General features: G+C 71.5%; 23 protein-coding genes, 1 pseudogene and 1 riboswitch. Of the genes and pseudogenes, 11 read left to right on the forward strand and 13 right to left on the reverse strand.

All coding sequences use genetic code 11. The annotated features are described in order from the left end of the window. Positions 1-7: 7 nt before the first annotated feature. The gene (locus KIK06_RS02960; RefSeq protein ID WP_017599679.1) at positions 8-484 is read left to right on the forward strand and encodes a DUF4282 domain-containing protein; all 477 of its coding nucleotides are present in this window, start codon (positions 8-10) and stop codon (positions 482-484) included. A gap of 11 nt (positions 485-495) precedes the next feature. Here KIK06_RS02960 and KIK06_RS02965 read toward each other — a convergent pair. After that, positions 496-693 (reverse strand): annotated as a pseudogene (locus KIK06_RS02965) (PPOX class F420-dependent oxidoreductase); the annotation flags it as partial. Positions 694-768: 75 nt separating this feature from the next. Between KIK06_RS02965 and KIK06_RS02970 the strand changes: the two are divergent. Together KIK06_RS02970 and KIK06_RS02975 are read left to right on the forward strand one after the other, a co-directional pair. Continuing rightward, positions 769-1,098: a DUF6247 family protein gene (locus KIK06_RS02970; protein WP_017602422.1), complete on the forward strand. Its 330-nt coding sequence runs from the start codon at positions 769-771 to the stop codon at positions 1,096-1,098. Then, on the forward strand, positions 1,099-1,350 hold the full coding sequence (locus KIK06_RS02975; RefSeq protein ID WP_017602423.1) for a hypothetical protein: 252 nt from the start codon (positions 1,099-1,101) through the stop codon (positions 1,348-1,350). A gap of 134 nt (positions 1,351-1,484) precedes the next feature. On the opposite strand, the gene KIK06_RS02980 is transcribed toward KIK06_RS02975, so the two are convergent. The 8 genes from KIK06_RS02980 to KIK06_RS03015 all read right to left on the reverse strand — a co-directional run bounded on the left by KIK06_RS02980 (position 1,485) and on the right by KIK06_RS03015 (position 7,634). Next, positions 1,485-1,754, reverse strand: a complete 270-nt coding sequence (locus tag KIK06_RS02980) for a hypothetical protein (protein WP_268641810.1) — start codon at positions 1,752-1,754, stop codon at positions 1,485-1,487. 308 nt (positions 1,755-2,062) lie between these two features. Continuing rightward, on the reverse strand, positions 2,063-2,488 hold the full coding sequence (locus tag KIK06_RS02985; RefSeq protein WP_268641812.1) for a PPOX class F420-dependent oxidoreductase: 426 nt from the start codon (positions 2,486-2,488) through the stop codon (positions 2,063-2,065). 9 nt (positions 2,489-2,497) lie between these two features. Further along, entirely contained in the window at positions 2,498-3,841 is a 1,344-nt protein-coding gene (locus KIK06_RS02990; protein WP_268641813.1) for an adenylosuccinate synthetase, read from the reverse strand. Beyond that, entirely contained in the window at positions 3,838-4,833 is a 996-nt protein-coding gene (locus KIK06_RS02995) for a hypothetical protein (protein ID WP_268641814.1), read from the reverse strand. The genes KIK06_RS02990 and KIK06_RS02995 overlap by 4 nt, the downstream gene beginning before the upstream one ends. Before the next feature lie 49 nt (positions 4,834-4,882). Beyond that, positions 4,883-5,992 (reverse strand): J domain-containing protein, encoded by a 1,110-nt coding sequence (locus KIK06_RS03000; RefSeq protein ID WP_268641815.1) that lies wholly within the window; start codon positions 5,990-5,992, stop codon positions 4,883-4,885. A 67-nt stretch (positions 5,993-6,059) separates the two neighbouring features. Continuing rightward, positions 6,060-6,860, reverse strand: a complete 801-nt coding sequence (locus tag KIK06_RS03005; RefSeq protein WP_268641816.1) for an NUDIX hydrolase — start codon at positions 6,858-6,860, stop codon at positions 6,060-6,062. A 113-nt stretch (positions 6,861-6,973) separates the two neighbouring features. Continuing rightward, positions 6,974-7,378, reverse strand: coding sequence for a type II toxin-antitoxin system VapC family toxin (locus tag KIK06_RS03010; RefSeq protein WP_268641817.1), 405 nt, complete (start codon positions 7,376-7,378; stop codon positions 6,974-6,976). Further along, positions 7,371-7,634, reverse strand: a complete 264-nt coding sequence (locus KIK06_RS03015; RefSeq protein ID WP_268641818.1) for a type II toxin-antitoxin system Phd/YefM family antitoxin — start codon at positions 7,632-7,634, stop codon at positions 7,371-7,373. Before KIK06_RS03015 ends, KIK06_RS03010 begins: the two co-directional genes overlap by 8 nt. Before the next feature lie 164 nt (positions 7,635-7,798). On the opposite strand from KIK06_RS03015, the gene ruvC reads away from it, so the two are divergent. The 7 genes from ruvC (at position 7,799) to KIK06_RS03050 (ending at position 15,714) form a co-directional block, all read left to right on the forward strand. Continuing rightward, complete coding sequence (gene ruvC / locus KIK06_RS03020; RefSeq protein WP_026127900.1) at positions 7,799-8,347, forward strand: crossover junction endodeoxyribonuclease RuvC; 549 nt, start codon at positions 7,799-7,801, stop codon at positions 8,345-8,347. A gap of 45 nt (positions 8,348-8,392) precedes the next feature. Next, positions 8,393-9,004, forward strand: a complete 612-nt coding sequence (gene ruvA / locus KIK06_RS03025) for a Holliday junction branch migration protein RuvA (RefSeq protein WP_268641819.1) — start codon at positions 8,393-8,395, stop codon at positions 9,002-9,004. Positions 9,005-9,025: 21 nt separating this feature from the next. Next, positions 9,026-10,111: a Holliday junction branch migration DNA helicase RuvB gene (ruvB, locus tag KIK06_RS03030; RefSeq protein WP_268641820.1), complete on the forward strand. Its 1,086-nt coding sequence runs from the start codon at positions 9,026-9,028 to the stop codon at positions 10,109-10,111. A 348-nt stretch (positions 10,112-10,459) separates the two neighbouring features. Continuing rightward, a complete protein-coding gene (gene yajC, locus KIK06_RS03035; RefSeq protein WP_193789779.1) occupies positions 10,460-10,768 on the forward strand; it encodes a preprotein translocase subunit YajC in 309 nt (102 codons plus the stop codon). A 95-nt stretch (positions 10,769-10,863) separates the two neighbouring features. Then, positions 10,864-11,418 carry an adenine phosphoribosyltransferase gene (locus tag KIK06_RS03040; protein WP_268641821.1) on the forward strand — a complete coding sequence of 185 codons (555 nt, stop codon included), beginning with the start codon at positions 10,864-10,866 and terminating at the stop codon, positions 11,416-11,418. Between the two features lie 639 nt (positions 11,419-12,057). Next, entirely contained in the window at positions 12,058-14,235 is a 2,178-nt protein-coding gene (locus tag KIK06_RS03045; protein WP_017600289.1) for a RelA/SpoT family protein, read from the forward strand. Positions 14,236-14,622: 387 nt separating this feature from the next. Then, complete coding sequence (locus KIK06_RS03050) at positions 14,623-15,714, forward strand: IS110 family transposase (RefSeq protein ID WP_268641451.1); 1,092 nt, start codon at positions 14,623-14,625, stop codon at positions 15,712-15,714. A gap of 172 nt (positions 15,715-15,886) precedes the next feature. On the opposite strand, the gene KIK06_RS03055 is transcribed toward KIK06_RS03050, so the two are convergent. From KIK06_RS03055 to KIK06_RS03070, 4 genes are all read right to left on the reverse strand, one after another. Further along, entirely contained in the window at positions 15,887-16,354 is a 468-nt protein-coding gene (locus KIK06_RS03055) for a nitroreductase/quinone reductase family protein (protein WP_017600288.1), read from the reverse strand. Between the two features lie 80 nt (positions 16,355-16,434). Next, positions 16,435-17,628 (reverse strand): acyl-CoA dehydrogenase family protein, encoded by a 1,194-nt coding sequence (locus KIK06_RS03060; RefSeq protein ID WP_017600287.1) that lies wholly within the window; start codon positions 17,626-17,628, stop codon positions 16,435-16,437. 76 nt (positions 17,629-17,704) lie between these two features. Further along, a complete protein-coding gene (locus KIK06_RS03065; RefSeq protein WP_017600286.1) occupies positions 17,705-18,967 on the reverse strand; it encodes a CaiB/BaiF CoA transferase family protein in 1,263 nt (420 codons plus the stop codon). Between the two features lie 8 nt (positions 18,968-18,975). Beyond that, positions 18,976-19,359, reverse strand: coding sequence for a DUF3870 domain-containing protein (locus tag KIK06_RS03070; RefSeq protein ID WP_017600285.1), 384 nt, complete (start codon positions 19,357-19,359; stop codon positions 18,976-18,978). A gap of 215 nt (positions 19,360-19,574) precedes the next feature. Beyond that, a riboswitch (SAM riboswitch) is annotated at positions 19,575-19,689 on the forward strand. Between the two features lie 58 nt (positions 19,690-19,747). Here KIK06_RS03070 and KIK06_RS03075 point away from each other — a divergent pair. Then, complete coding sequence (locus KIK06_RS03075; RefSeq protein WP_268641822.1) at positions 19,748-21,085, forward strand: aminotransferase class V-fold PLP-dependent enzyme; 1,338 nt, start codon at positions 19,748-19,750, stop codon at positions 21,083-21,085. Positions 21,086-21,100: the final 15 nt, after the last annotated feature.

Below are 21,100 nucleotides of genomic sequence, written 5' to 3' on the forward strand. Positions count from 1 at the left end.
AACCAGTATGAGCACCCCTCCGGAACACCCCCACGATCCCTCCCAGCCCTACGGCCAGCAGCCGCCACAGTATTTCGGGCCGCAGGGGGCGCCTCCCGGCGGTCCCGGGCCCCAGGGATACGCCGGACCCGGGAACCAGCCCTACCCGCCCCAGCCCGGATTCGCGCAGGGGGCACGGCCCTCCGGGAAGGGGTTCCTCGGAGCGCTGTTCGACTTCTCGTTCCGCGATTTCGTCACCCCCAAGATCATCAAGGTGCTGTTCATCCTGTGGCTGGCCCTCATCGGGCTGTTCACGCTGATAGGTGTGGTGAGCTCCTTCATCTCGATGGGCGAGGAACCGTTGCTGGGCATCGTCATGCTCTTCGGCAGCCTGCTCATCGGTGCGATCTACGTGCTGCTGTCCCGCGTCGGGCTGGAGATACTCATCGTGGTCTTCCGGATCAGCGAGGACCTCACCGCGATCCGCAAGCAGCGCGGACTGTAGCCCGGGCCTCGTCACTCGGTGACGTCCAGGCCGGCGATGACCTTCGTGGGCCGGATCCGCACCACCAGTTCACCGGGCACGCCGTTGCGGCGGCCGAACTCCTCGGCCCGGTCCTCGCCCATGTACCGGGCGGCGATGACGGTCGCCGTCCGCAGCAGCTCGTCGGGGTCCTCCGACCACGTCGTGGGACATCCGCCCTGGACGGTGATGTGGAAAGCCTGTGGAAAACGTCCGTGGAGGACGGTGGCGTCGTACTCTGGAGCGGAGTTCACGAGGAGGTTCCGATGTCGGCAGACGCGCGGTGCGCGCACGAGGGTTCGGTCGAGGGGCAGCGGGGACGGATCGGGAGAAGCCCGAAGGAGATCCGAGCCGCTCTGCTTCCCGAGGACGTGGGTGAATTCGATCGTGAGTTCCGTCGGGTGATGGACGAGGCCAAGGAACGTCTTGACCTCACTCCCGTCAACGAGTGCCTGGAGCGCTGGTGGTGGATGGCGGTGTCGTCACAGGACCCGGAAGCCCACCGCCGCATGCTGGAGGTGGCCGACCGCGCGCAACGTGGTGAGCCGGTCTCGTCCGTGCCCTGGTCGGAACTCAAGGCGGAACTGGGTCTGTAGTTGTACCGGATCGACATCGAAGACATCGCGAAGGAACAGATTCGCGCCCTGCCGGAACACCTACTGCCAGAGCTCGCGTCCTTGTTCGCGCTCCTGGAACTGCAACCGTGGAGCGGGCCGCCCATGGACGCGCGCCGTCCTTCCGGGAACATCCGTCGACACGACTTGGGGGAGGGCGGGGAGTGTTCCGTCGTCTACCTGGTCCTCGACGATCAGAAGCTCGTGCTGCTCCTTCGACTCGTCTGGGTGTGAGGGTCCGTAGTCGGTGGCCGCACACTCATAGGGACGCGACTATCAGCGTTCTCCCTGTTCCTGGGTAGCGACACCGGCCATGAACACCGCCCCCGTCACGGGTGAACGTAAGGTGCCCGAGGCCGCGGTTCCTTTCACCACTGACGGCGATGACTTCTGTGCCGTCCGGGTGGGTTCGGGGGTGGAGTGCCCACGCGCGCACCGGCCATGAGTTCCCAGGGGTCCCCTGGGTTGAGCTTTCCTTCGGTGAAGTCCCTCTTCGCCATCAGGTAGCCCCGTTTGTTCAGCGCGTCGACGGCGGAGCCGAGAGAGGCGAATGTGCCCATCGGATGACGGTCGCCGTGTGAGTTGGGGGCGTAGCTGGCGTAAAGCTTGCCCGACTCTTTGTTGTAGACGAAAACCATCGGTCTATTGGGTCGGGTGTTGCTCAATCCGGGCCTCTTCTCCAGAGCCGCCGTCGGCGGCGGAACAGGGGGCTGACCAGATCCGTGGTCTGTCGGAAAACCACGCTATGTCGCGCCTTCGGCCCGATCAATGAGGATGCGGGTGGTTGTGGAAAACCGCGTGGAGCCTTGTAGTGGAATGTCGGGGTGGATCTCCTGGTGACGTGGCCGGAACGGACACGGACCCCCGACCTGACCGGTTCCGGCCACCGGAGGTGGGGACGCCTCCCGGCGATCCGCAAGCAGCGCGGACTGTAGCCCGGGCCTCGTCACTCGGTGACGTCCAGGCCGGCGATGACCTTCGTGGGCCGGATCCGCACCACCAGTTCACCGGGCACGCCGTTGCGGCGGCCGAACTCCTCGGCCCGGTCCTCGCCCATGTACCGGGCGGCGATGACGGTCGCCGTCCGCAGCAGCTCGTCGGGGTCCTCCGACACCTCTGCCATCCCCTGCACCTGAACGAACGCGTACGGAGGCCGTTCCAGGTCCACGCTGAGCGCCACGCGGGGGTCGCGCAGGATCGACCGGCCCTTGGCCGAGGTCCTGCCGGTGTTGAGGACGATCTCGTCACCCTCGACGGTGAACCAGACCGGCGCGACCAGGGGGCGGCCGTCCGAGGCGGTGTAGGCCAGTTTCCCCGTACGGGTGCCTTCGAGGAGGAACGAACGGACGCGGGGATCGGTCAGGGAAGCCACCCGCCCACGCTAACGCGGGACGGGGGAGCGCTCCAGCCCGACACGGCCGGGCTCGGACCGGGAACGGGCGTCCTCCCGGGTCGGTCCGGAGAACACCGCCTCGACCGGCACTCCCAGCGCCTCGCCGATCGCGTCCGCGGGCTCGTCCGGCATGGCGCCCAGCACCGGGCGGGCCGCCACGAGCGCGGTGGTGACGCGTTCCTGCCGGTCCAGGTCGGGCACCGCCCCGGGGGTGATCCGCAGCGGCGCGGCGTCGGCGCCCGTGTACCCCGTGCACCAGCGCGGCGCCGCCCCGGTTTCGGCCCGCATCCGGTCGGGCGCGTCGGCGTGGGTGACCACCAGTGTGTCGACGCCTCCCGTGGCCTCCAACGCGTACCGGTGCGCGACCAGGTCGAGGTGGCCGACCCGGAACGCGCCCTGCCAGGGACGGGTCCCGTTGTGCCGTTCGGGGAGCGCGCCCCCGAGCGCCGGGTCCTCGGTGACCAGCGGCCCCGCGCCGTGCCGTGTGGTGTAGGTCCGCACCACCCCGATCCGCCGCGCCTCGCCCTCCCGCCCGGCCTCGGCCAACAGCGTGAGCGGGTTGGCGGTCGTGGTGGTCGACCACGTGGTGTGCGGGTGGAACCCGTGCCACTCGTCCAACAGCACCCCCTGGGCGCCCTCGAACACCACGGGGGAGGCGTCCAGCAGTGCGGGTAGGTACCGCTCGTCCACCAACCGCACCCGGTCGGCGAACGCCCGGTAGGTCAGCAGGCACTCCTCGACGTCGGGGGAGCCCTCTCCTCGACCCGCGTGCTCCGCCAGGTACTCCGCGAGTCGGAGCAGCTTCCTCCGCAACCGGCCCGGGTGCGCGCAGTCGCCGACGGTCGGCGCGTCCCCGGGGCGGGTGAGCGCGTAGGCCATGGTCTCGCCCACCCCCATGCCGCAGGACCCGTGCCGCTCCGCGCCGCGCGCCCTCTCCCGCGCCCGGTTGACCGCCTGGTGCCAGGGCGTGCTGATCAGCGCCCGGCGGTCCACCGTCACCAACGCGAACGGGTCGGGCACTCCCAGCGACGCCAGGTGTCGCGCCTCGGCGGCGAGTGCGAACGGGTCCACGACCGCGAACCGCGACAGGTGCGTGGGCACCGGGCCGCTCGGGGCGAGCGTGCCCGAACCGAACTGCGCGAACGTGTGGTGCCGCCCGTCAGGTGTGACCACGTTGTGCGCGGCCTGGGCGCCTCCGTTGGCGCGTACGACGGCGCCGAAGCGCCGCCGCGCGCACAGCAGGTCGACGGTCACGCCCTTGCCCGCGTCGCCGAAGCCCAGGTCGACGACGACCGCGTGCTCCTCGGCCCGCCGGTCGGGACGCCCGCTCACAGGCGGTCCACCCCGTCCCCGGAGGATCCGCCGGTGAGTCCGTCCGGCGCCTCGGACACCACGACCGAACCGCGCGCCTCCGACAGCGGGCGCAGGGCCTTACCGACCACGTCACCGGTGCCGGAGCCCGCCTCAGCGAGGTCCTCCAGCCCCTCCTGGAGGTCGATGGCCTCCTCGCCCAGGCCGACGGTGACCGCGATGGTCTCCGACACCGCGTCCAGATCGTCCAAGTAGATGACGTTCTGCCCGAGATGGGTGTCCCAGAAGCCGCGCACCCTGTCGTCGTGGAAGTAGTGGCTGCCCGTCGGCATGATGTAGAAGACCTCGAACTTGCGGCGCAGCTCGGCGAGGATCACCGGGAACGGGATGTTCTCCCCGAGTTCGTCGCCGATGACCTCGCGGACCTCGCGGGACTTGACCGCCCCGTAGGCCATCTCGTCGCCGATGAGGAACAGGTAGCCGCGCCGCCCCCGCTTGTCCAGGCAGTCCATCGCGGTGTGCCGGGCCATGAAGTACATGGCCAGCTCATAGGACTCGGTGGCCTGGCCGCCGCCCCCGCCCTCCAGCAGGATGTTGCCCAGGTCGTCCTCCAGCTCGTTGCCGGACTCGAACTGGCCGACCTGGAGCGGAGCGCGATCGCAGGTGGCGTCCCCGATCGCGCCGAACATGATCTGCGGGTCCGCCACGTATCCCTTGCGCAGCAGCAGGCCGAACAGGTCGGGCAGCTTCGTCTGGAGGACCCGGGGAACCCTGCCCATGGACCCCGTGACGTCGAACAGTACGGAGATGGCGAGCGAGTCGGGGTGGGCGTCCGAGTCACGGCTCTCGCGAACGGTCACCCCCCTGGGGTCGAGCGAGTCGTGGACCTTCCAGGTGTGGCGCGGCCTGGACGAGGCCACGTGGTCGGTGTAGCCGAAGCTGCTGGAGCCGACGGAGGCGTTGTAGGCCTGTCGGGCGTGGTAGGCGTCGGTGGACCAGTTACTGCTTCCCATGGGGACTCCTTCGTCTCGTTACCGGTGGTCGGTGGGGCCGGCGTGGGGGTCAGGACGCCTCGGGCACGTGGAAGGGGCGGAACCGTCGCGGACCGAACTCCCGTTCCAACGCCTCGTCGAGTTCGTCCAGTAGGGCGAGCCCGTCGCTCGGTCGCCGCTCGGGGGCGGGCAGTCGGCAGCCGCGGGCGAAGGCGCGCAGCCGCCGGGGCAGACGGCCCGCGGTGACGTACTCGACGCAGCGGGTCGCCATGAAGACGTCGGTGGCGGGTACGGCGGGCTTCCGGTCGATCACCTCGGGCGGGTACAGGTCCTTGCGGTGGGCGACCATCGCCGGGATGTGCGGTGCCGTGCGCGCGGCGTGGAAGGTCACCGAATAGCACCAGTCGATGAGGACCAGGCCGTGCAGCTCGGGGTGGATCAGCACGTGCTCGGGCACGACGGCGCCGTGCACGACACCCGCGCGGGAGGCGTCGCCGACCGCGACCAGCAGCCGCCGCCACATCCACGCCGCGTCGCGCGGGTCGATCCCGTCCGGGTAGGCGCGGCGCACGTCGGCCAGGCTGTGGAAACCCCGGAGCCGCCGGAGGACGTTGCCGCGCCGCTCGACCCCGGTGGCCGCGTCGCGGTGCCGGATCTGCTCGACCAGTTCGGGGTGGAAGGCCCGGTAGCGCTCATGGCCCTCCTCCCGAATCCTGCGCAGGGCCGTCGTCTCGGCCATGAGCAGGTCGTTGTCGCGGTGGGACCGGGGCAGTTTGAGGACCGCCTCGTGCCACGCGCCGCCGTCCTTGTAGCGCACCTCGTGCAGGTCGGCGACGTCACCGCGCGCCAGCGGACCGGAGCCGCGCCGCACGTGGTAGGTGTGCTCCCTGGTGGCCAGGGTGAGATCGGCCAGGCCCAGGTCGCCCTCGACCAGGTCGCGGTAGCGGGACCAGCTCTCGGTGAGCCGGGTGAACGCGACGGCGGCCTCGGCGGACCGTCCGGCCGGGGCGCGGTCGGGGTGGACCAGACGGGCCAGGCGGCGGTACTCCGCCGTCGCGGCCGGAGGAGGGGTGCCGCCGCCCTCGGGTACCGGGCCGAACAGGGTGGTCGGGTCGTCGGCCAGCGCGAGGGCGCGCAGGGCCGCGTCGAAGGGGGCGGTGGCGTCCTGGTCCGTGCTCATCTGCTGCCCTTCCGGGACGGGGGTTGACGACGGCGCGGGGACGGGGCGCGCGGAGGAGGTCAGCGGTTCACTGGGCGCCGCGGAGCAGGGGCGGGTGGAGCACGGCCGCGCCGCCCGCGCGGTAGAGCCGGGGCCGCCGCCCACCGCCGGACCCGCCGCGGTCGGCGAGCTCTCCGGTGTCCTCGACGAATCCGGGCGTGGCGAGGATCTTGCGGTGGAAGTTGGCGCTGTGCAGCCGTGTGCCCCAGACCGCCTCGTACACCTCGCGCAGCGCGGTGATGGTGAACGCGGGTGGCAGGAACGCGGTGGCCAGGGCGGTGTACTCCAGCTTGGAGCGGGCGCGCTCGACGGCGTCGGCGACGATCCGCGCGTGGTCGAAGGCCAGCGGCCGGCCGGACCGGGCGCCGTCGCCGTGCCCGAGTTCGCTCCAGGGCACCCACTCCGCGGCGTCGGTGCCCCGGCCGACGTGGGGTTCGGGCAGGTCGGGGGCGAGCAGCAGGTAGCCGACCGAGACGATGCGCATGCGCGGGTCGCGGTCGCGCGCGCCGTAGGTCCGCAGCTGCTCCAGGTGGAGCTCGGAGGGCAGCGCGGTCTTCTCCGACAGCACGCGCAGGGCGGCGTCGGGCAGGTCGGGGTCGGCGGGTCCCTCCGGTCCGTCCACCGCCCGGACGAACCCGCCCGGCAGGGCCCACCAGCCGCGCTGCGGAGGCGCCGAGCGGCGCGTCAGCAGGACGCACGGTGTCCCCGCCCGAATCGTGAGGGCCGCGACGTCCACGGTGACCGCGGTCGGCGCGAACGCGCGCGGGTCGTAGCCGTCGAGGAACCGGCGTTCACCGTCGTCGTGCGGTGGGGTTCCGCCGGTCTCCATGGGTCCTCCCGTTATTCTCAAGTTGAGTTTTTCTCAACTTGAGATGAATCTAGCAGGGAGTCCGGTCGGCGTCCACCCCTTTTCCGGCGGGCGAGGCGGAGCGGGTGGGGGGTTCACACCTCGACGACCTCCAGGGCGTCACCGAGTCCTTTGAAGTCGTCCACGTTCCGTGTGTAGAGGGGAAGGTCCCGAACGGAGGCCACCGCGGCGATCATCAGGTCCATCCGGCGTGGTTTCGGGCTGCGGTTGGCCGCGACGGTCAGAGCCACCAACGTCCCGTAGCGGGCGGCTGCCTCCCCGTCGAACGGCAGGGGCGCGAAATCGACCGCCGCCGCCTGGAGTCTCTCCGTGCGCTTCGCTCTCGTGACCGGGTCCTTGGCCATGGCGACCCCTTGGTGGAGTTCAGCCATCGTCACCGACATGATCTCGGGAAAAGTCGGCAGTATCGCTGGGTCGAGGGTGGCGAGGTCGATGAGGGCGCAGGTGCCCAGCACGCCGGACTCGTGGTGTTCAGACATGGTCGTCCTCGCTGATCCGATCCTCGCCGCCGAAGAACTCGTCGGCTTCGGCGCGCATCTCGGCATGGTCGACCGTCGGGAGTCGCCGGTGGCGCTCCACCAGCTCCCGGGCGCTGAGCCTGTGTCCGCGGGTGATCGGCCGCACCTCGGCGACCTCCACCCCGTTGCGGGTCACGTGAAAGGTCTCGCCCGCCTCCACGGCGTCCATGACGGCGGCGGCCTTGTTGCGGAACTCCCGCTGAGAGATGGTCTTCATACATCGAGTGTGGCTCCCCGTGTCTCGGTGTGCTGCGCCTTTCCCGTGGTGCGTCTGCGACAGTGGGGGAACGCATCGACACACCCGCGCGGACCGGCTCCGGGTGACGGTGTCCGCGGCTAGCATGGTGCGAACGAACGTTCGAGAAGGTGAGGGTGGAACGCGTGCGCGTGGTGGGGATCGACCCAGGGCTGACCCGGTGCGGCGTCGGAGCAGTCGAGGGATCCATCGGCCGACCGCTCGCCCTCCTGGGGGCCGACGTCGTCCGCACCAGCGCAGACACCGACCTGCCCCAACGCCTCGTCGCCATCGAGCGCGGTATCGAGGACTGGCTCGACCAGCACCGGCCCGACGCCGTCGCCGTCGAGCGCGTCTTCGCCCAGCACAACCTCAGCACCGTCATGGGCACCGCCCAGGCCAGCGGCATCGCCCTGCTGTGCGCCGCCCGCCGCGGCCTGCCCGTGGCCCTGCACACCCCCAGCGAGGCCAAGGCCGCCATCACCGGCAGCGGCCGCGCGGACAAGGCGCAGGTCGGCACCATGGTGGCGCGTATCCTCAGACTCGACGGTCCTCCCAGACCCGCCGACGCGGCCGACGCGGTCGCGCTCGCCATCTGCCACATCTGGCGGGGCGGCGCCGACGCCCGAGTCGCCCAGGCCAAGCAGGACTTCGCCCGCAAGGTGGAACTGGCGCGCCGCAATCGCGCGCGGTGACCCCCGCTCCCAGGAAGGAGAAGGGCGCCCCGGCGCCCGCACGAGATGATCGCGTTCCTCACCGGCCGGGTGGCCGCACGCGGCGCGGACACCGCCGTGATCGACGTCGGCGGGGTCGGCATGACCGTGCGGTGCACCCCCGCCGCCCTCTCCGGCCTCCACGTGGGCGAGACCGGGACCGTCGCCACCAGCCTCGTCGTCCGAGAGGACTCCCTGACCCTCTTCGGGTTCGCCGACGAGGACGAGCGCCAGCTCTTCGAACAGCTCCAGACCGCCTCCGGCGTCGGCCCGCGCCTGGCCCTGGCCATGCTCGCCGTCCACAGCCCGTCGAGCCTGCGGCACGCCGTGGCCACCGAGGACACCGCCGCCCTCACCCGCGTGCCCGGCATCGGCAAGAAGGGCGCCCAGCGCATCGTCCTCGAACTGCGCGGCAAGCTCGACGCCCCCGTCCTCACCGACGGGACCCCGCCCACCGCGCCGGAGGCGGCCGAACCGAACGGCGCCTGGCGCGGCCAGGTCGTCTCCGGTCTGGTCAACCTCGGCTGGTCGGCCAAGGCCGCCGAGGCCGCCGCCTCCGCCGTCGCCGCCGAGGCCGAGGACACCGCCGACGTCTCCGTCCTGCTGCGCAGCGCCCTGCGCAAACTCAGCCGCGCTTAGCACGCCCTAGGAGTCCCTCCCATGCACGAACGCGACGCCGTGTCGCCCGACGCCCACGGCGACGAACGCCAGATCGAAGGCGCCCTGCGGCCGCGGGGGCTGGACGAGTTCGTCGGCCAGGAGCGGGTCCGCGAACAGCTCTCCCTGGTGCTGCGCAGCGCCCAGCGGCGCAACCGGGCTCCCGACCACATCCTCATGTCCGGCGGCCCTGGACTCGGCAAGACCACCCTCGCCATGATCATCGCCGCCGAGCTGGGGGCCCCGCTACGCATCACCTCGGGCCCGGCCATCGAACGCTCCGGCGACCTCGCCGCGGTCCTGTCCACCCTCCAGGAGGGCGAAGTCCTCTTCCTCGACGAGATCCACCGCATGGCCCGACCCGCGGAGGAGATGCTCTACGTCGCCATGGAGGACTTCCGGGTCGACGTGGTCGTGGGCAAGGGGCCCGGCGCCACCGCGATCCCGATCGACATCGCGCCGTTCACCCTGGTCGGGGCCACCACCCGGGCGGGCATGCTGCCCGCGCCGCTGCGCGACCGCTTCGGGTTCACCGCGCACATGGACTTCTACACCCCCGACGAGCTCGAACTCATCCTCCACCGCTCGGCGGGCCTGCTCGGGGCGCCCCTGGACGAGGACGCCGCCCGCGAGATCGCCGGGCGCTCGCGCGGCACCCCCCGGATCGCCAACCGGCTCCTGCGCCGCGTCCGCGACTACGCCGAGGTCCGGGGGGACGGCACGCTCTCCCTGGACACCGCCCGATCCGCCCTGGAGCTGTACGAGGTCGACGCGCTCGGCATGGACCGCCTCGACCGCGCCATCCTCGACGTGCTCCTGCGCCGATTCCGGGGCGGCCCGGTGGGCCTGTCGACGCTCGCGGTGTCGGTGGGTGAGGAGGCCGAGACGGTGGAGGTGGTCGCCGAACCCTTCCTGGTCCGTTCCGGCTTCCTGGCCCGCACCCCGCGCGGCCGGGTCGCGACCCCGCAGGCCTGGGCGCACATGGGACTGACGCCGCCACCGGACGCCGCGTTCGGCGCGGCCGCGTCCGCCGGTAACGGATCCTCCCCGAACGGCGGCGCCCCGGCGAACGGCCCGGCCCAGCCGTGATCGCGGTTCCTCGGACCCGTGGCCGTGGGCCGTCCCGACCGTTGCGCCACCGAGCCCTGACCGTGGGATCACGGTGACCGGCGCCACGTAAGCTGGAGGTATCCAGCCATGCGGGGGCCTCGGTCCCCACGTGTCGTTCGACACCAGCGGAACGCGCGAGCGGTCTGAAGCGTTATGGACTGCGGGTGCGGTCCGTGACGCGACGTCCGGGTCGGCACGATGAAGGTGGTCGTCGCGGTTGCGAGCCGACAACGGTCGGCCACACGACGAAACGTCAGGAAGGACGCCCCAGTGCAGGGCATTTACACTCTCGCCGCCGAAGGAGAGCCCACCGGGGGCCTCCTGAACATGATTCTGCCGTTCGCGCTGATCCTCCTGGTGTTCTGGCTGCTGTTCTGGCGGCCGAACCAGAAGCGGCGCCAGCAGGAGCAGCAGATGGTGAGCGCGCTCGTCCCCGGTGTCGAGGTCATGACCAAGGCGGGTATCTTCGCCACCGTCGTGGAGGTCCACGAGCAGGACGTCCTGCTGGAGATCTCCCCGGGCACCCGCATCCGCATGCTCAAGGCCGGCGTGGGCGAGGTCATCACCCCCGCCGCCGACGACACGCCGGTGGAGGACCGTCCCGACTTCGGCGACGACGACAAGCCCAACAGCTGACCACGGCCAAACCGGCCACACGTTCCCCGGTACCGGCCCCGACCAGGGCCGGTACCGGCGTGTTCGGCCCCTGGATGAAGAAGGTCCCACCGCCCATGTCCCACGATTCGGCGACCGCCGGCACCGGCCCGCTCCTCGGCATGATCCGGTCCCACGTTCGCGACGTGCCCGACTTCCCGCAGCCCGGGGTGCTGTTCAAGGACATCACACCGCTGCTCAACGACCGGGAGGCCTTCGGGGCCACCGTCCACGGGCTCGCCGACCCCTTCCGGGCGGAGGGTGTGGACCACGTGCTCGGTCTGGAGGCGCGCGGCTTCATCTTCGGCGCCCCGGTCGCCCTCGCGCTGGACGCGGGCTTCGTTCCCGCGCGCAAAGCTGGGAAACTCCCCTCGGAGACCATCGGCCAGGCCTATGATCTGGAATACGGCACCGCGACCGTGGAGATCCACGCCGACGCGATCCCCGCGGGCAGCCGTGTGCTCATCGTCGACGACGTGCTCGCCACCGGCGGCACCGGCAGGGCCGCGGTGGAACTCGTGCGCAAGGCGGGTGGTACGGTCGTGGGATTCTCCGTCCTGATGGAACTCTCCGCGCTCCAGGGACGCGAGAAGCTGTCGGACGTGGAGCTGCACAGCCTCCTGTCGGTCTGACCGGGGACCCCCGACGCGTGTGCCCGCCCGCACGGGAATGCGCGACGAATCCCTCCGCGTTGACGGAAGGACCCAGTCCTCACCGCACCTCGCCCGCACGGGGACGCCATCACCGGACGCGGCACGTTCGGTGATCCTCGCCGTACCCGTATCCGTGCCGCGGTGGTGCACGACCCGGGCGCCGGCGGCCGGACGGCCTCTCCGCTCACGCGGGACCACGGACACTAGACTGGTGGGAGAGGTACCGCGGCGGCCACGTTCAGCGACTGGCCCTGACAACACGCACGTGCACCGGGCGGGCGTCGGCGACGGCGTCCACGTGACCGGGTGGATCCGCGGGAGGTAGGCATGCCAAGCGAAGTGGTTTCGACCGGGGCGGTACCGGACCGTGGCGAGCGTCCGGAGGCCACCGGCGAGCGGCGCCCCGGCATGCCGGGAGGGCACGCGGACGGCAGCGGTACGTCGGCCGCGCACAGACCACAGGGGGACCGCCCGGAGGGCGCCGCGACCGAAGCGGCGCCCTCCGACGTCTCCGAGGCGGGCTCAGACGGCCCCCAGGGGCCGCCCGGCTCCACCACGCCCTCCACCGTGCGAGTCCGCAGAAGGCTCGCCCGACTCGGCGCCCAGCGGGGAGTGACGATGAACCCGGTGCTCGAACCACTGATCAAGACCGTGCGTGCCACCCATCCGAAGGTGGACGTCCGGCTCATCGAGCGCGCCTACGAGGTGGCCGCACACCACCATCGCGACCAGAAACGCAAGAGCGGCGACCCCTACATCACCCACCCGCTCGCGGTCGCGACCATCCTCGCCGAGCTGGGCATGCAGGAGGCCACCCTGGCCGCCGCCCTGCTGCACGACACCGTCGAGGACACCGAGTACTCCCTCGACGAGCTGCGCGCCGACTTCGGCGACGAGATCGCCGAACTGGTCGACGGCGTCACCAAGCTGGACAAGGTCAAGTACGGCGAGGCCACCCAGGCCGAGACCGTCCGCAAGATGGTCGTGGCCATGGCCCGCGACATCCGGGTCCTGGTCATCAAGCTGTGCGACCGCCTGCACAACATGCGCACCCTGCGCTACCTGCCGTCCCGGGCCAAACGGGAGAAGAAGGCCCGCGAGACCCTGGAGATCTTCGCGCCGCTCGCCCACCGGTTGGGCATGAACACCATCAAGTGGGAACTGGAGGACCTGGCCTTTGCCACCCTCTACCCCAAGCGCTTCGACGAGATCGCCCGCCTGGTCTCCGAGCGCGCCCCCCGCCGCGACGTCTACCTCCAAGAGGTCATCGAGGCGGTCTCGGGGGACCTGCGCGAGGCCAAGCTCAAGGCGACCGTGCGCGGACGACCCAAGCACTACTATTCGATCTACCAGAAGATGATCGCCCGCAACTGCGGCTTCGACGAGATCTACGACCTCATCGCCGTGCGGGTCCTGGTGGACAGCGTCCGCGACTGCTACGCGGCCCTGGGAACCATCCACGCGCGGTGGAACCCGGTGCCCGGGCGGTTCAAGGACTACATCGCGATGCCCAAGTTCAACATGTACCAGTCGCTGCACACGACGGTCATCGGTCCCTCGGGCAACCCGGTCGAGCTCCAGATCCGCACCCGCGCGATGCACCGCCGCGCCGAGTACGGCATCGCCGCGCACTGGAAGTACAAGGAGGACCGGGGCTCGGGTGGGGAGCCCAAGGCCAAGGGCACCTCCGACATGCAGTGGTTGCGCCAGCTCATCGACTGGCAGCAGGAGACCAAGGACCCGGGCGAGTTCCTGGAGTCGCTGCGCTTCGACCTGTCGGTGCAGGAGGTGTTCGTCTTCACCCCCCAGGGCGACGTCATCTCCCTGCCGCAGGGCGCCACCGCCGTCGACTTCTCCTACGCCGTGCACACCGAGGTCGGCCACCGCACGGTGGGCGCCCGGATCAACGGCCGCCTGGTGCCGTTGGAGAGCGAGCTGCACAACGGCGAGACGGTCGAGATCCTCACCTCGAAGGACCCCCACGCCGGGCCCAGCCGCGACTGGCTCAACTTCGTCAAGAGCGCCCGCGCCCGCAACAAGATCCGGCACTGGTTCACCAAGGAGCGTCGCGAGGCCGCGATCGACCGTGGCAAGGACGAGATCGCCAAGGTCATGCGCAAGCAGGAGCTGCCGGTCAAGCGCCTGTTCAGCGGTGAGGCGATCATCGCCCTGGCCCGGGACCTGCGCTACGCGGACGTGGACTCGCTCTACGCCGCCGTCGGCGAGCACCAGGTCAGCGCCCAGAGCGTGGTCAGCAAGCTCGTCGACTCCCTGGGCGGCCTGGAGAGCCACACCGAGGACATCGCCGAGTCGGCCCTGCCCACGAAGGCGGTGACGCGCCGCCGCCACCCCGGCAACCCGGGCGTGGTCGTGGAGGGCGACGCCGACGTGTGGGCACGCCTGTCCAAGTGCTGTACGCCGGTGCCGGGCGACGGGATCGTCGGCTTCGTGACGCGCGGCAACGGCGTCTCGGTGCACCGCGAGGACTGCGTGAACGCCTCGACGCTGGACACCGACCGCATGGTGCGGGTGGAGTGGTCGCCCACCGAGGACTCGATGTTCCTGGTGGCGTTGCAGGTGGAGGCGCTGGATCGGTCCCGACTGCTGTCGGACATCACCCGGGTGCTGTCCGACCAGCACGTCAACATCCTGTCGGCGACCGTCCAGACCAGCCGCGACCGGGTGGCGCAGAGCCGGTTCACCTTCGAGATGGCCGACCCCGCCCACCTGGGCAGCGTCCTGCGGTCGGTACGCGGCGTGGACGGCGTCTACGACGTGTACCGCGTCCGGAACTGAGGCTGTGCCCGCCTCGGGCCTGCCGCTGCGCTCCGGCCCGTGTTCGGGCGCCCTCAAGGCAGGGGTGCTTCATCCTCGGCGGAGCCTGACGCTCGTTCCTCGCTACGCGGCTTGCCTCGCCCGCCCGTCGCCCTCCACCGCCCTCAACGGACTGTGAGGATGTGTGGTGGCTTCTCCAACGGGCTCTGACCCACCAACGGACTGACGCCCTCAGCGACTGTCTCGCAGACGATCTGTCGACCCGTACGGGGAAACCACCGCACACGACCGGACGGGCATGTGACCTCATAGGAGCTTGGCCCAACAAGCCCCACCACAGTCTTGTCCGCCCGCCCGGCCGACGCGTGCCACCCCACCGGAACCAACGACAGGACAGCGGTAACCAGCATGACCGATCAAGCCCTGAAAGTCACAGCGGGCGTGGACACCCACCACGACACCCACCACGCCGCCGTCATCGACCACCTGGGCCGCCACCTGGCCGACAAGGAGTTCGACGCCACCGGCACCGGCTACCAACAACTGCTCACCTGGCTGGACTCCTTCGGCCCCCTGGCCGCCATCGGCGTGGAGGGCACCGGTTCCTACGGCGCTGAACTCGCCCGCACCCTGACCCGCACCGGCCTGAGGGTCGTGGAGGTCGACCGCCCCGACCGCAAGACACGCCGGTCCAAGGGCAAGTCCGACCCCATCGACGCCTACGCCGCCGCCCAAGCAGTGGCCTCCGGCCGGGCCAGCGGCACCCCCAAGACCCGCGACGGCGCTGTGGAGTCCATCCGCGCCCTGCGCGTGGCACGCCGCTCAGCGGTCAAAGCCCGCACCCAGGCCCTCAACCAGCTCCACCAGTTGCTGGTCACCGCTCCCGAACAGCTCCGCTCGACGCTGCGCGGGCTCTCACCCAAGGCCCTGGTCCAGGCGTGCGCCCGGCTGCGGCCCGGGCCGGACCTGGCCGACCCGACCCAGGCGACCAAGGCCGCGCTGCGCCGCCTGGCCAAGCGAATCGGTGCCCTGGACGAGGAGATCACCGAGCTCGACACCCACCTCAAGCCCCTGACTACCCAGACCGCTCCTGGCCTGCTGAACCTCAAGGGGGTGGGCCCCGAGGTGGCCGGGCAGCTACTGGCCACCGCCGGGGACAACCCCGACCGGCTGCGTTCGGAGGCGGCCTTCGCCCACCTGTGCGGGGCCGCACCGATCCCGGCCTCCTCCGGCAGGCGGGACCGGCACCGGCTCAACCGGGGCGGTGACCGGGCCGCCAACCACGCGCTGCACACCATCGTGCTGACCCGGATGAGCTGCGACGGGCGCACCCGCGCCTACGTCGAACGCCGCACCCGCGATGGGCTGTCCACGAAGGAGATCATGCGCTGCCTCAAACGCTATGTGGCCCGCGAGGTCTATCCCGTCCTGATGCGGTCGATCCGCACCACCAGCACCGTCTGCGGCACCCCACGCAAAGACCTCACCCAAGCCGTTTGACACCCATAGGAGCATCGCCTCCAGCGCAGCCCCATCCATAAGAACCCTGCCGGCGCCCGAACGGTGCCCGCCTCGGGCCTGCCGCTGCGCTCCGGCCCGGGGGACCGGGGGCCGGGGCCCTCACCGCGGCGAGTGCGGCGAAGGCCCCGGCCCCGTGGACGGGCGCGGACGCTCAGATGCGGATCGTGGTCGACCGCACGATCTCGAACACCGGGTGGCGGTCGGCCTCGGCCGCGAAGGCCTCGTCCGGCGCCTCCGGCGGGGCCTCGAAGTACGGACCCACGACGAACGCGCGCGGGTGGTCCAGGTACTCGCGGAGCACCGGGGCCGCCTCGTCGGGACCGAGCTCACGCACGCTGGCCAGCTCGATCCACCCGCCTTGGCGCAGGGTCGCGAACCCGTCCTTGCGCAGGTTGCGCACCCAGTCGACCGCCCCGTAGGGCGCCACCAGGTACCGGCCCCGGTCGCTGTCCAGCACGCTGACCGGGGTGGTCCGCAAGAACCCCGACGTGCGTCCGCGCGTCGTCAGCAGGTGCATGTCGGGCGGGCACACCCCGTACTTGACGAAGCCGCTGACGAAGGCGTTGGCGGTCCGCCGCACCCGCGTCATCTCGAACCGCTTCGTCGGCTCGTTCACCATCTTCCGCAACTCCCTCAGTCGGATGCTCCCCATTGTGGTGGTTGTGGGGGACTGTCGGCACCCGAGTACCGCTCCGCGCGTCAGCGGAACGCCGAGACACCCGTCACGGCCTGCCCGATGCTCAGCGCGTGGATCTCCTCGGTGCCCTCGTAGGTGGCCACCGTCTCCAGGTTCACCATGTGCCGCATCACCGGGTACTCCAGGGTGATGCCGTTGGCGCCGTGGATGGAGCGCGCGGCGCTCGCCACCCGCTGTGCGGCCGCCACACACGAGAACTTGCCGAAGCTGACGTGGTTGTGGTGGCAGTTCCCCTCGTCCTTGAGACGGCCGATCCGCAGCGCCGTCAGGTTGGCGTGGTTGACGTCCACGACCATGTCGGCGAGCTTGCGCTGGGTGAGCTGGAACCCGCCGATGGGACGGCCGAACTGCTCGCGGGTGGTCGCGTACTCCAGCGCCGCCTCGTAGCAGGCGCGCGCGGCCCCGGCCGCGCCCCACACGATCCCGTAACGGGCCTCGTTCAGGCACGACAGCGGCGACCCCAGCCCCCTCGACCCGGGCAGGAGCGCGTCGGCGGGTAGCCGCACGTCCTCCAGCACCAGCTCGGAGGTGATCGAGGCGCGCAGGGACAGCTTCTTGTGGATGACGTTGGCGGTGAAGCCGGGCGTGTCCGTGGGCACGAGGAAACCGCGGATGCCGTCGTCGGTGGCGGCCCAGACCACGGCCACGTCGGCGACCGACCCGTTGGTGATCCACATCTTGGTGCCGTTCAGCACCCAGTCGGACCCCTCACGCCGCGCGCGGGTGCGCATCGAGCCCGGGTCGGATCCGGAGTCGGGCTCGGTCAGACCGAAGCAGCCGATCGCCTCGCCCGCCGCCATCCGCGGCAGCCACGCGTTCTTGTGCTCCTCGGAGCCGAACTTGTGGATGGCCGCCATGGCCAAAGAGCCCTGGACGGACACGAAGCTGCGCAGCCCGGAGTCGACCGCCTCCAGCTCGCGGCAGGCCAGCCCGTAGGCGACGGCGCTGGAGCCCCCGCAGCCGTACCCCTCCAAGTGCATGCCCAGCACCCCCAGATCGCCGAAGGCCTTGGCGAGGCCTCGGGGGTCGGGCAGGGTGCCCGCGTCGAACCAGTCGGCCACGTTCGGCAGCAGTTCACGGGAGGCGAAGCCGCGCACCGCGTCGCGGACGTCCCGTTCGGTGTCGGAGAGCGTGGCGTCCACCGCGAGGAAGTCGTGCGGGTCCGGGGCGGAGGCTTTGCGCTGGGTCTCGCTCATGGGTGGGTGTCCCTTCGTGGTTCTGTGTGCTTCCAACGGTGGTCGGGTGCGCGGTTGGACTCCGCGCGGGAGAGCGTCAGGGCAGGTCGGGCTGCTGGACGGCGCCGCGCTTGACCATCGCGTCGATGAGCCCGTCGTCCAGGCCCAGTTCGGTGAGCAGGCTCCGGGAGTGCTGGCCGAGCAGGGGCGGGGCGGTCAGCGGGGCGGGCGTCCCCTCCAGCCGGAAGCCCGCACGGACCTGTTCGAGCGGTCCGACGGTGGGGTGCTCCACCGTGCGCAGGACGTCGTCCCCGCTGGCGTCGGCGGTGCGCAGCGCGTCCAACACACCGCGCACCCGCCCGGCCGGGACGCCGGCCGCCACGAGCGCGTCCATCCAGTGGTCGGCGGGACGGGAACGCAGGGTGCCCGACAGCTCCCCCACCAGCTCCTCCCGGTGCCCCACACGCCCGGGGTTGGTGGCGTAACGGGGGTCCTCGGCCAGGTCGGGCCGGTCCAGGGCGGCACACAGGCGCTGGTACAGGGCGTCGTTGCCCGCCGCGATCACGATGTCGGCGTCGGCCGTCGGGAAGACCTGGTAGGGCACGATCGTGGTGTGCGCGTTGCCCATCCGCGTGGGCTCGGTCCCCGTGACCAGCGCCTGCTGGGTGAGGTTGACCAGGCCGGACAGGGTCGAGTTGATGAGTGAGACGTTGATGTTCTCGCCCCGGCCCGTGGCCCGCGCGCGCATCAGGGCACCCAGGATGCCCACGGCGGCGTTGAGACCGGTGAGGACGTCGGTGAGCGCCACCCCCACCTTGCTCGCCGGGCCCTCCACCGGACCGGTGGTGGCCATCAGGCCGCTCTCGGCCTGCACGACGATGTCGAAACCGGGACGCGTGGCGGGCTCGTGCTCGGGCCCGAACCCGCTGACGGAGCAGTACACGACCGCCGGGTTGCGGACGCTCACGTCGGCGTAGCCCAGGCCCAGGCGGTCGATGACCCCGGGGCGGAAGTTCTGGATCACCACGTCGGAGGAGGCGCACAGGTCCTGGACGGCGGCCAGGCCGTCGGGGTCCTTCAGGTCCACCGCGAGACTGCGCTTGTTGCGGTTCACCGACAGGAAGTAGGCGGCCTCCCCGGGACCGTGCTGGTCGGGACGGGTCCCGGACGCGTCCGCCCAAGGCGGGCCCCAGGCACGGGTGTCGTCCCCGCGTCCGGGCTGCTCGACCTTGACCACCTCGGCGCCCATGTCGGCGAGGAGCATCGTGGCGTAGGGCCCCGCCAGGACGCGGGACAGGTCGGCCACGCGCACCCCGGCCAGCGGCAGGGGAGCGGTGGGTTCGGTGTTGGTGTCGGACACGGGGCCGCTCACTCCTTGGCGTCGACGTCACCGGGCAGCTGGTCGCCGTCCCGCAGCTGGTAGTAGGTCTCCAGGCAGCGGCGGAGCGCGGTGGTGAGGGCGGCGCCGGACTGGCCCGCGTACCGCGTCTGCACCCGCTGGACGATCTCGGCGATGTCCTCGGTCACCGAGGCGCCCTCGACGAGGGCGCGGAAGAACTGCTTGGCCAGGTCGGTGAGGAGCGTGGTGTCCGCGGCGACGATCCTGTCGTCGGCGGTGTCCACGGCGAGCACGACGCCGAGCCGCTGGTACTGGGAGTGGCTCGCCACCGTGTCGGGAAGACGGGCGTAGCCGGAGATCAGGACAACCCTGGGGTTGCGGAAAAGCTGCTGGATACGGTCGTCGCCGTGCAAGGCAAACACACCTCTCGCTCGCGGGCATGCGAAAACTCCGATGCTCTGGAGTCTCGCGCCTGGAGGGCGACCGGGGAAGCCGGACACCCGCGGCGTGAGGGCAGGCGGGACCAGTATGTCCCAGCCTCCGTGCCGGGTGTCAAGCGGGGGTGTGTCCGGGCGCACACGGAGGGGTCGGTGTACGTCCCGCGGGGCCTGTGCTACCTTTCTGGCCAGGTCACGAGTGCCAGCGTCAAGCCCCGGCTTGCTGGCCGGCAACCCTCCTTCCGCGGTGGGGTGCCCCGGGTGAGGACCAGGTCCCGACACGACCGTGTCTGACAAGCGCGGACCCCGCCGATGTCGCCGTGAGGCGCCCCGTGGGTCCCCCGACCCACGAAAGAGGTGCATCTTGACCACGGTCCATCACATCCACTCCCTGCGTTCCCCCGAATCCCCCGAGTGCGCGATCGTCACGGCCGACACCGGCGTCCCCCTCGTCACCGGAGAGCGCGTCGACTACGCCAACTTCGACTACGCGGCCAGCGCCCCGTGTCTGACCTCCGTGGCCGACGCCCTGTCGGCCGCCCTGCCCTACTACGCCAGCGTGCACCGCGGCGCGGGCCACCACTCCCAGGTGAGCACGGACGCCTACGAGCGCGCCCGCCGCGGCGTCGCCCGCTTCCTGGGCGCGCGCACCGAGCCCGCCGACGCCGTGGTGTTCGTGCGCGGCACCACCGACGCCCTCAACCTGCTGGCGCGCTCCGTCCCCGAGGGCTGCACCGTGGTCGTCTTCGAGTCCGAGCACCACGCGAGCCTGCTGCCCTGGGAACACCCCGCCTCCCGTGCGGGTCGGGTCGTGCGCCTGCCCCTGCCCGAGTCCCCCGAGGCCGCGGTCGCCGCCGCCCGTAAGGCCCTGGAGGAGGCCCCCGCGGGGCCGACCCTGCTGTGCGTGACCGCCGCCTCCAACGTCACCGGCGAGATCTGGCCCGTCGAGGAGCTGGTCCGGGTGGCCCACGCCGAGGGCGCCCGCGTGGTCGTCGACGCCGCCCAGTACGTGCCGCACCTGCCCTTCAGCCTCGCCGCCACCGGCGCCGACTACGTGGCCCTGTCCGGGCACAAGCTCTACGCCCCCTTCGGCTCCGGCGTGCTGGCCGGGCGCGCCGACTGGCTGCGCGCGGCCACCCCCTACCTGTCCGGGGGAGGGGCCACCAAGCTGGTCACCGAACACGACGTCCAGTGGAACGACCTGCCCGCACGGCACGAGGCGGGCAGCCCCAACGTGCTGGGCGCCGTCGCCTTGGCCGCGGCCTGCGACACCCTCACCCCCGCCACCCAGGAGCTCCTGCACATCCGTGAGTCAGCGCTGTTGGAGCGCCTGCGCGCGGGCCTGGCCGGGATCGACGGGGTCCGCGAGCTGTCCCTGTGGGGGGCCGACCACGCGCGCGTGGGCATCGTGTCCTTCACCGTGGACGGGTTGCCCGCCGAACTCCTGGCCGCCGCCCTGTCCGCGGAGTACGGGATCGGTGTGCGCGACGGCCTGTTCTGCGCGCACCCCCTGACCCGCCGCCTGCTGCCCGAGGGGCACGCGCAGGCCGTCCGGGCGAGCCTGGGCGTGGGCACCACGACCGAGCACGTCGACCGGTTGGTCGGGGCGGTCGCCGACCTGGTGGCGCACGGCCCCCGGTGGGAGTACGCCGACTGCGACGGACGCCTGGCGCCGGTCCCGGATCCGCGCAACGTGCTGTGAGGCGGTGCGGGACCG

The organism is Nocardiopsis sp. EMB25, from assembly GCF_026797795.1.
Lineage (GTDB): Bacteria > Actinomycetota > Actinomycetes > Streptosporangiales > Streptosporangiaceae > Nocardiopsis > Nocardiopsis lucentensis.

Bases quoted from the DNA above. Each gene is read 5' to 3' on its own strand.
- KIK06_RS02970 (WP_017602422.1), top strand. From the start codon at position 769: ATGTCGGCAGACGCGCGGTGCGCGCACGAGGGTTCGGTCGAGGGGCAG.
- KIK06_RS03015 (WP_268641818.1), bottom strand. From the start codon at position 7,634: ATGAAGACCATCTCTCAGCGGGAGTTCCGCAACAAGGCCGCCGCCGTC.
- KIK06_RS03000 (WP_268641815.1), bottom strand. From the start codon at position 5,992: ATGAGCACGGACCAGGACGCCACCGCCCCCTTCGACGCGGCCCTGCGC.
- KIK06_RS03060 (WP_017600287.1), bottom strand. From the start codon at position 17,628: ATGAGCGAGACCCAGCGCAAAGCCTCCGCCCCGGACCCGCACGACTTC.
- KIK06_RS03045 (WP_017600289.1), top strand. From the start codon at position 12,058: ATGAACCCGGTGCTCGAACCACTGATCAAGACCGTGCGTGCCACCCAT.
- KIK06_RS02960 (WP_017599679.1), top strand. From the start codon at position 8: ATGAGCACCCCTCCGGAACACCCCCACGATCCCTCCCAGCCCTACGGC.
- KIK06_RS02995 (WP_268641814.1), bottom strand. From the start codon at position 4,833: ATGGGAAGCAGTAACTGGTCCACCGACGCCTACCACGCCCGACAGGCC.
- KIK06_RS03005 (WP_268641816.1), bottom strand. From the start codon at position 6,860: ATGGAGACCGGCGGAACCCCACCGCACGACGACGGTGAACGCCGGTTC.
- KIK06_RS03050 (WP_268641451.1), top strand. From the start codon at position 14,623: ATGACCGATCAAGCCCTGAAAGTCACAGCGGGCGTGGACACCCACCAC.
- ruvB (WP_268641820.1), top strand. From the start codon at position 9,026: ATGCACGAACGCGACGCCGTGTCGCCCGACGCCCACGGCGACGAACGC.
- KIK06_RS03010 (WP_268641817.1), bottom strand. From the start codon at position 7,378: ATGTCTGAACACCACGAGTCCGGCGTGCTGGGCACCTGCGCCCTCATC.
- ruvA (WP_268641819.1), top strand. From the start codon at position 8,393: ATGATCGCGTTCCTCACCGGCCGGGTGGCCGCACGCGGCGCGGACACC.
- KIK06_RS02980 (WP_268641810.1), bottom strand. From the start codon at position 1,754: ATGGTTTTCGTCTACAACAAAGAGTCGGGCAAGCTTTACGCCAGCTAC.
- KIK06_RS03055 (WP_017600288.1), bottom strand. From the start codon at position 16,354: ATGGTGAACGAGCCGACGAAGCGGTTCGAGATGACGCGGGTGCGGCGG.
- KIK06_RS03040 (WP_268641821.1), top strand. From the start codon at position 10,864: ATGTCCCACGATTCGGCGACCGCCGGCACCGGCCCGCTCCTCGGCATG.
- yajC (WP_193789779.1), top strand. From the start codon at position 10,460: ATGATTCTGCCGTTCGCGCTGATCCTCCTGGTGTTCTGGCTGCTGTTC.